The sequence below is a fragment of the Myxococcus sp. AM009 genome (assembly GCF_013372605.1).
GTDB classification, from domain to species: Bacteria; Myxococcota; Myxococcia; order Myxococcales; family Myxococcaceae; genus Myxococcus; species Myxococcus vastator.
Map to the genome: position 1 here is coordinate 1 of NZ_JABXEP010000264.1, position 6,661 is coordinate 6,661.

The following is a 6,661-nucleotide window of genomic DNA, read 5'->3' on the forward strand; positions in this document are numbered from 1 at the left end:
GTCACCGCGGCGGGCGGCATGTGGCTGGCGCCCGGCCACCTGGGCGCCGTCAACGCGCTGGTGACGCTGCTGGCCACGGCGGGAACCGTGGGCGCGGCCAATGCCCTCAACTGCTACTGGGAGCGGCACAGCGACCAGTTCATGGACCGCACCCGCAACCGGCCGCTGCCCTCCGGGCGCATGGAGCCGGCGGTGGCGCTGTGGTTCGGCATCTCCCTGGCGGCCGTGTCGCTTCCGGCGCTGGCCCTGGGCGCCAACGTGCTCACCGCCGCGCTGGGCCTGGTGGCGCTGCTCAGCTACGTGCTGGCCTACACGCCGCTGAAGGCGCGCACGTCCGCGGCCATGCTGGTGGGCGCGGTGCCCGGCGCGCTGCCTCCGCTCATGGGCTGGACGGCGGTGACCCACCAATTGGACGCGGGGGGCTTCTCGCTCTTCGCCATCATGTTCCTGTGGCAGATGCCGCACTTCATCGCCATCGCGCTCTTCCGCAAGGAGGAGTACCGGGCGGCGGGCCTCAAGTCGGTGCCGCTGGAGCGGGGGGACGAGTCCAGCCGCGCGCAGGTGGTGCTCTACCTGGTGGCGTTGATTCCGATGACGCTCCTGCCCTTCCAGCTCCACATCGCCGGCGCGTGGTATCTGGCCGCGGCGGTGCTCCTGGGCCTGAGCTTCCTCGGGCTGGGAGCGTGGGGCTTCTTCCGGCGGCTGGGAAACACCTGGGCCCGCCAGACGTTCTTCTTCTCACTCATCTACCTCACCGGCCTGTTCGCCGCGCTGGCGCTGGACCGAGTTCCTCGCGGATAGCGTCCGGGGCGAAGGGGGGACGCCCGCCCATGCCCGAAGTCCTGGTTTCCAATGCCGCCGCTCAACCGCTGCTCCAACTGGAGGGGCTCACGCGCCGCTTCAAGGGGCGCACGGCGGTGGATGGCCTGACCCTGTCGGTGCGCCCGGGGGAGATCCTGGGCCTGCTGGGCCCCAACGGCGCGGGCAAGTCCACCACGTTCCAGGTGCTGGCCGGGCTGCTGTCGCCCGACGCGGGGCGCGTCCGCTTCGAGGGCCGCGAGCTGTCGCTGAGTGACCCGTCGCTGCGCCGGCAGATGGGCATCATCTTCCAGCGCGGCAGCCTGGATGACCTGCTGACCGCGCGGGAGAACCTGCTGCTCGGCGCCCGGCTGTATGGCCTGGGCGGAGCGCGGGCCGGCGAGCGGGTGGAGGCGATGCTGTCGCTCATCGGCCTGGCCGACCGCGGCGACGAGCGGGTGTCCACGTGGTCTGGTGGCATGCGCCGGCGCCTGGAGCTGGCGCGCGCCCTGGTGCACCAGCCGCGCGTGCTGCTCATGGACGAGCCCACCCAGGGCCTGGACGAGGCGGCCTTCCGCGCCTTCTGGGCGCACCTGAAGCGCCTGCGCGACAGCGAGGGCCTCACGGTGCTGCTCACCACGCACCGCGCGGACGAGGCCGAGGTCTGCGACCGGCTGGCGGTGCTGGATGCGGGCAAGCTGGTGGCGTGTGACACGCCGCGGGCGCTGGCCGCGCGCATGGGCGGAGACCTCCTCTCCGTGGAGGCGCCCGAGCCGGAGGCGCTGGCGGCCGAGCTGCGCGAGCGCTTGAAGCTGGACGCGAAGGTGGTGGCGGGGCGGGTGCAGGTGGAGGCGCCGCAGGGCCACGCGCTGGTGCCCCGGTTGGTGGAGGCCTTCCCCGCCGGGCGGCTGACCTCCGTGGCGCTGCGCCGGCCCACGCTGGCGGACGTGTTCCTCCAATTGACGGGGCGCGCGCTGGGCGCGGACGTGCCCACCGCTGAACCCGCGCCGAGGAGACGTCGATGAGCGCCGAGCTGTCCGCCGCCCCCGAACCGATGAACGCCGGGGCTCCGGCCGTGTCGTCTCCGCCCGGAGCGCTCGCGCTTCAATGGGCGACGGTGCGCGTCTTGATGATGCGCGACATCGTCCGCTTCTTCCGCCAGCCCTCCCGGGTGGTGGGGGCGCTCGCGCAGCCTGTCCTCTTCTGGTTCGTCATCGGCTCCGGCTTCGCGGGCTCCTTCCGCGTGGAGGGCGCGCAGGGCCTGGGCTACCAGCAGTTCTTCTTCCCGGGCGTCGTCACCATGGTGCTGCTGTTCAGCGCCATCTTCGCGACGATTACCGTCATCGAGGACCGCAAGGAGGGCTTCCTCCAGGCGGTGCTCGCCGGGCCGGGCTCACGGCTGGCGGTGGTGCTGGGCAAGGCGCTGGGCTCGTCCGCCATCGCGCTGCTGCAGGCGTCGTTGTTCCTGCTGCTGGCGCCGCTGGCGGGGGTGAGCGCGGCCACGCTGAACGTGCCATTGCTGCTGGCCGTCATGGTGCTGACGGCGCTGGCGCTGACGGGCATGGGCATGTCGCTGGCGTGGTGGGTGCGCTCCAGTGCGGGCTACCACGCGGTGATGAGCATCGCCCTGCTGCCCATGTGGGTGCTGTCCGGCGCCGTGTTCCCGCTCAAGGGCGCGGACACCTGGCTGGCCTGGGTGATGCGGCTCAACCCGATGCGCTACTCCGTGGAGGGCGTGCGGCGGGCGCTGTACGGCGCGGAGGCGTCGGTGGCGCTGGGCGCGTCGTCGTCCTCGGCGGGGCTGGAGGTGCCGGTGCTGGTGGCGTTCGCCGCGGTGTTCGTCGGGCTGGCGGCCTTCAGCGTGAGCCGCCGGGAGTAGACCGCGGCCGTTCGCGGTGTCCCGGTGGGTTGGACATGCGCTGCCCCTTTCGCTACGAGGTGGGCAGACGCATCACCTGACTTCCCGAGGAGATTGCACGATGACGCTGCGCACGCTCGGCCTGACGCTGCTGGGGACCGCGGGGCTGCTGTCCCTTTCTGCCTGCAAGAAGGAGGAGCCGGCCTCCGCGCCGCCCGTCGCCGCGCCCGCCGCGAAGAAGGAGCCGCACGCCGCCTCGCCCATCCAGGCGCCGGAAGGTGCCGCCGCCGCGCCCGTGGCGCCAGCGGGCAAGGGCGTGGTGAAGGGCACGGTGAAGTTCACCGGCACGCCGCCCGAGGCCGCCGACATCCCCGCGAGCAATGACCCGGCGTGTGAGGGCATGGCGACGAAGGATGCGTCGGTCCTGGTGAAGGACGGCAACCTCCAGAACGTGCTGGTGCGCGTGAAGGGCCAGGTGCCCGGCGCGCCTCCCGCGCCGGCCACTCCGGTGGTGGTGGACCAGTCGAAGTGCACCTACGTCCCGCGCGTGCAGGGCGCGATGGCGGGGCAGCAGGTGGCGTTCAAGAACAGCGACGGCACGCTGCACAACGTGCGCGGCATCGTGGGCACCAAACCCGCGTTCAACGTCGCGCAGCCCCCGTCTGGCGCCCCGGTGGAGCGGCCGCTGCCCGCGGACGCGGACGTGCTGAAGCTCAAGTGTGACGTGCACCCGTGGATGTCCGCCTTCGTCGTCAGCAATGAGAATCCGTACTTCGTGACGACGGGCGCGGACGGTGCGTTCTCCCTCGAAGGCCTGCCCGCGGGCACGTACACGGTGGAGGCCTGGCACGAGACGCTGGGCACGAAGACGGCCGAAGTCACGGTGAAGGACGACGCGCCGGCCGAGGCCGCGTTCTCCTTCTCCGCGGAAGACGCGTCCGCTCGGAAGTGACTGAAAGGCGCTACGCGGCGGGGCGGCTCTCTGAATCCGGAGGGCCGTTCTTTCGCACGGTGAAGCCCACCCGTGCGCCGCCGCCGGGGCGGTTCTCCGCGAAGACTTCACCACCATGGGCGTGCGCGATGCGCTGGACCAGCGCCAGCCCCAGGCCCAGGGAGCCCGCCTCACGCGCCTCGGTGCCATGCTCCTTCCGGTAGAAGGGCCGGAAGATGCGCGCGTCCTCACCGGGCTGAAGCCCGGGGCCCCGGTCATCCACGCAGAAGGCCAGGTGCTCGCCTCGCTCCTGGATGCGCAGGGCCTGTGCGCCGGTGCCGTGCTTGCGCGCATTCTCCAGGAGGTTGGCCAGGGCGCGGCCCAGCAGCGTCGCGTCTCCCACCAGCCCCGCGTGCTCCACCTCCACGTCCAGCGCGGAGCTCGACAGCCCCGCGCGCTCCAGGGCCTGCGTGGCCAGCGCCTGGCCATCGAGGACCCGTGGGGTGAGCTGGCCAAAGTCCAGCCGGGAGCTGGCCAGCAGCTCACCCACCAGCGCATCCAGCTCCACCACCTCGCGGTCCACCTGGTCCAGCGTCTTCGGGTTGCCGCCTCCGTCGCGGAGCAGCTCCGTCAGCACGCGCATCCGGGCCAGCGGGGTGCGCAGCTCATGTGACACGGCGGCGAGCAGCTCGCGCTGGTCCGCCACCTGCTTCTCGATGCGCCCGGCCATGTCATTGAAGGCATCCGCCAGCACGGCGAACTCCCCCGTGACGTGCGGCGCGATGTCCGCGCGCGAGTCCAGCCGGCCCGAGCCCAGCTCTCGCGTGGCCCGCACCAGCTCATCCATGGGCCGCGCGAGCCGCCGCGCGAGCTTCCCCGCGGCCAGCCACAGCACCATGCACGACAGCGCCAGTGGCAGCACCATCCGCAGCGGGCTCTTCGGACGGAAGCTGGCGTAGCACGCGCGCACCGAGCCCAGGGTGATGCCATCGCGAATCACGGGCAGGTTGAACTCGGGCCGCCGGCACGGCTCCTCGGTCCGCGCCAGCACCGCGCCGGACGCGTCTCGCAGCTCCACGCCCACCTGCAAGTCCTTCTCGATGGACGCCACCAGCGCGTCCCGCCGGGCGGGCTCGTCCCAGACCTCCTCGAAGCGGTGGCCCACGAAGGTGCGCACGCGCTCGCTTTCCTGCTTCCAGGTGCCGCCGCCCACCAGGCTCATCACCGTGGCCACCACGGCGCCGGTGGCGAGGATGGACAGGCCGAACCACATGAACAGGCGCCGGTGCAGCCGGGCGCGCACGAAGCTTCCCAGCCGGCCCATGCGCCAGGAGTGGTGCGGCGGATGCCGGTGCCCCCAGGGGCCACAATCATGCGCGTCTCCCCACGCGCCCCAGCCGCGCTTGTGGCCCCAGGGCCCGCCGCGTTTCACGGGCCCTCCTTGGCGAATACGTAGCCCACGCCGCGCACCGTCTTGATGAGGCGGGTGCCCACGTCACCGAGCTTCTGCCGCAGGTGGGAGATGTGCACGTCCACGGTGCGCTCGCCCACCACCGTGTCACTGCGGCCCGCCTCGCCCAGCAGGGCGTCGCGCGGAATGACGCGTCCGGCCCTGCGCACCAGCGCGACGAGCAAGTCGAACTCCAGGCCCGTCAGCTCCACGGCGCGCTCCTCCACGCGCACCTCGCGCCCGGCCACGTCGATGGACACGCCGCCCGACTCCAGCCGGTCCGCCACCGCCGAGGGCTGTGCGCGGCGGAGCACGGCCCGCAGCCGCGCCAGCAGCTCGCGGGGACTGAAGGGCTTGGGGAGGTAGTCGTCCGCGCCCAGCTCCAGGCCCACCACGCGGTCCGTCTCGTCGCCCTTCGCGGTGAGCATGATGACGGGGATGCGGCTCTTGGCGCGGATGCGCTTGCAGACCTCCAGGCCGTCCATGCCGGGCATCATCACGTCGAGCAGCACCGCGTCGAAGGCGCTGGCCTCCAGCGCCGCCAGCCCCCGTCCGCCATCCGCCGCGTGGGTGACGTTGAGGCCGTTCTGCCCGAGGTACTGCTCGAGCAGCTCGTACATCCGGGTGTCGTCGTCGATGAGCAGGACGCGCGTGGACATGAACCGCCTTCTACTTCAGGGGGAGGCTGTGTGGATGGACACGGGGGTCGCCGGAGGGGGAGTCACCCCTCGCTGGCCGGAAGGCTCCCACCTGCCGTGGGGGCTCCAGCCGTGCTCCCAGGTGCCGTGGTGACAGTGGCGCAGGTGATGGCGGTGGCGGGCCACGCTGGCGAAGCCGGAGGCATAGCCTCCGACGGTGCCCAGGGCGAGCAGGACGATGAGCAGACGGCGGCGCATGGAATCGCTCCTTCAAGGATGACGAAAGGGGTGTGTCGGTTCAGGGCTCACATTCCACGCGCGTCACCGCGTCCCCAGGGGCTGTCCCCGTGGCGATGGCCGCCGCCGTGGCCGCCACAGCGACGGTGCCGGCCGCCGTGGCCTCCGTGCCAGCCGTAGGCGGAGCCGAAGCCGTGCTCGAGGAGGTCCGCGAGCTCGCGGCGCTGCCGCGGGTCCAGCGCTTCATGGACCTGGGCGAGCGAGCCCTGCACCGTGCGGCGCACGTTGTCGATGGCGACATCGTGGCGGGCGAAGAGCTCACGCAGCGCGGCGCCGTCGAAGTGCTCACCGCGCAGCGCGGTGCCCAGGGCGGTGCGGCTGGGGCCTACCTCGTCACGCGCCTTGGCGAAGGACTCCAGGACCTCGTCGGCGGCCTTGAGGAGGACCTTCTCCTGGCCGGGCGACGTGTCCAGCCGCTCGAAGAGCCAGCGGAGGCGTCCGCGCGAGCTCCAGCGGCCTCCGCGGTGATGCCCGTGGCGCCCGCCACGGACCGTGTAGATGAGCCCGGCGAGGCAGGCGGTACCGAAGAAAAACCCGAACATGGTTCCACGCTCCCAATGTGGCCGTCCCCTGGGGGGCTGGCGCTGGTGGTGACGAGCGGGAAGGTAGAGGGCGGGTATGAAGGCCACGCCCGCGCGCGGTGAAGAAGTGTGAAGGCGGCCTCGGGGGAGGGGGCCGGAGCGTGAAGG

8 protein-coding genes are annotated in these 6,661 nt (G+C 72.2%); 4 read left to right on the top strand and 4 right to left on the bottom strand.

Annotated features, from left to right (window positions below; genetic code table 11):
- The 4 genes from cyoE to HV824_RS34430 form a co-directional block, all read left to right on the top strand.
- Positions 1 to 801: heme o synthase (cyoE, locus tag HV824_RS34415; RefSeq protein WP_176425153.1), on the top strand; the 801-nt coding region annotated here is incomplete at its 5' end.
- Positions 802 to 830: 29 nt separating this feature from the next.
- Positions 831 to 1,823, top strand: coding sequence for an ABC transporter ATP-binding protein (locus HV824_RS34420; RefSeq protein ID WP_176425154.1), 993 nt, complete (start codon positions 831 to 833; stop codon positions 1,821 to 1,823).
- Positions 1,820 to 2,677: an ABC transporter permease gene (locus tag HV824_RS34425; RefSeq protein WP_163785188.1), complete on the top strand. Its 858-nt coding sequence runs from the start codon at positions 1,820 to 1,822 to the stop codon at positions 2,675 to 2,677. Before HV824_RS34420 ends, HV824_RS34425 begins: the two co-directional genes overlap by 4 nt.
- A 100-nt stretch (positions 2,678 to 2,777) precedes the next feature.
- The gene (locus HV824_RS34430) at positions 2,778 to 3,608 is read left to right on the top strand and encodes a carboxypeptidase regulatory-like domain-containing protein (RefSeq protein WP_176420640.1); all 831 of its coding nucleotides are present in this window, start codon (positions 2,778 to 2,780) and stop codon (positions 3,606 to 3,608) included.
- Positions 3,609 to 3,618: 10 nt separating this feature from the next.
- Here the strand turns inward: HV824_RS34430 and HV824_RS34435 are convergent, their stop codons facing one another.
- Genes HV824_RS34435 through HV824_RS34450 form a run of 4 tightly spaced genes read right to left on the bottom strand, consistent with a single transcriptional unit; the run spans position 3,619 to position 6,514 of the window.
- Entirely contained in the window at positions 3,619 to 5,019 is a 1,401-nt protein-coding gene (locus HV824_RS34435; protein WP_176420641.1) for a HAMP domain-containing sensor histidine kinase, read from the bottom strand.
- The gene (locus HV824_RS34440) at positions 5,016 to 5,696 is read right to left on the bottom strand and encodes a response regulator transcription factor (protein WP_176420642.1); all 681 of its coding nucleotides are present in this window, start codon (positions 5,694 to 5,696) and stop codon (positions 5,016 to 5,018) included. Before HV824_RS34440 ends, HV824_RS34435 begins: the two co-directional genes overlap by 4 nt.
- A gap of 15 nt (positions 5,697 to 5,711) precedes the next feature.
- The gene (locus HV824_RS34445) at positions 5,712 to 5,933 is read right to left on the bottom strand and encodes a hypothetical protein (protein ID WP_176420643.1); all 222 of its coding nucleotides are present in this window, start codon (positions 5,931 to 5,933) and stop codon (positions 5,712 to 5,714) included.
- A gap of 47 nt (positions 5,934 to 5,980) precedes the next feature.
- Positions 5,981 to 6,514 carry a periplasmic heavy metal sensor gene (locus tag HV824_RS34450; protein ID WP_176425155.1) on the bottom strand — a complete coding sequence of 178 codons (534 nt, stop codon included), beginning with the start codon at positions 6,512 to 6,514 and terminating at the stop codon, positions 5,981 to 5,983.
- Between the last annotated feature and the right edge of the window lie 147 nt (positions 6,515 to 6,661).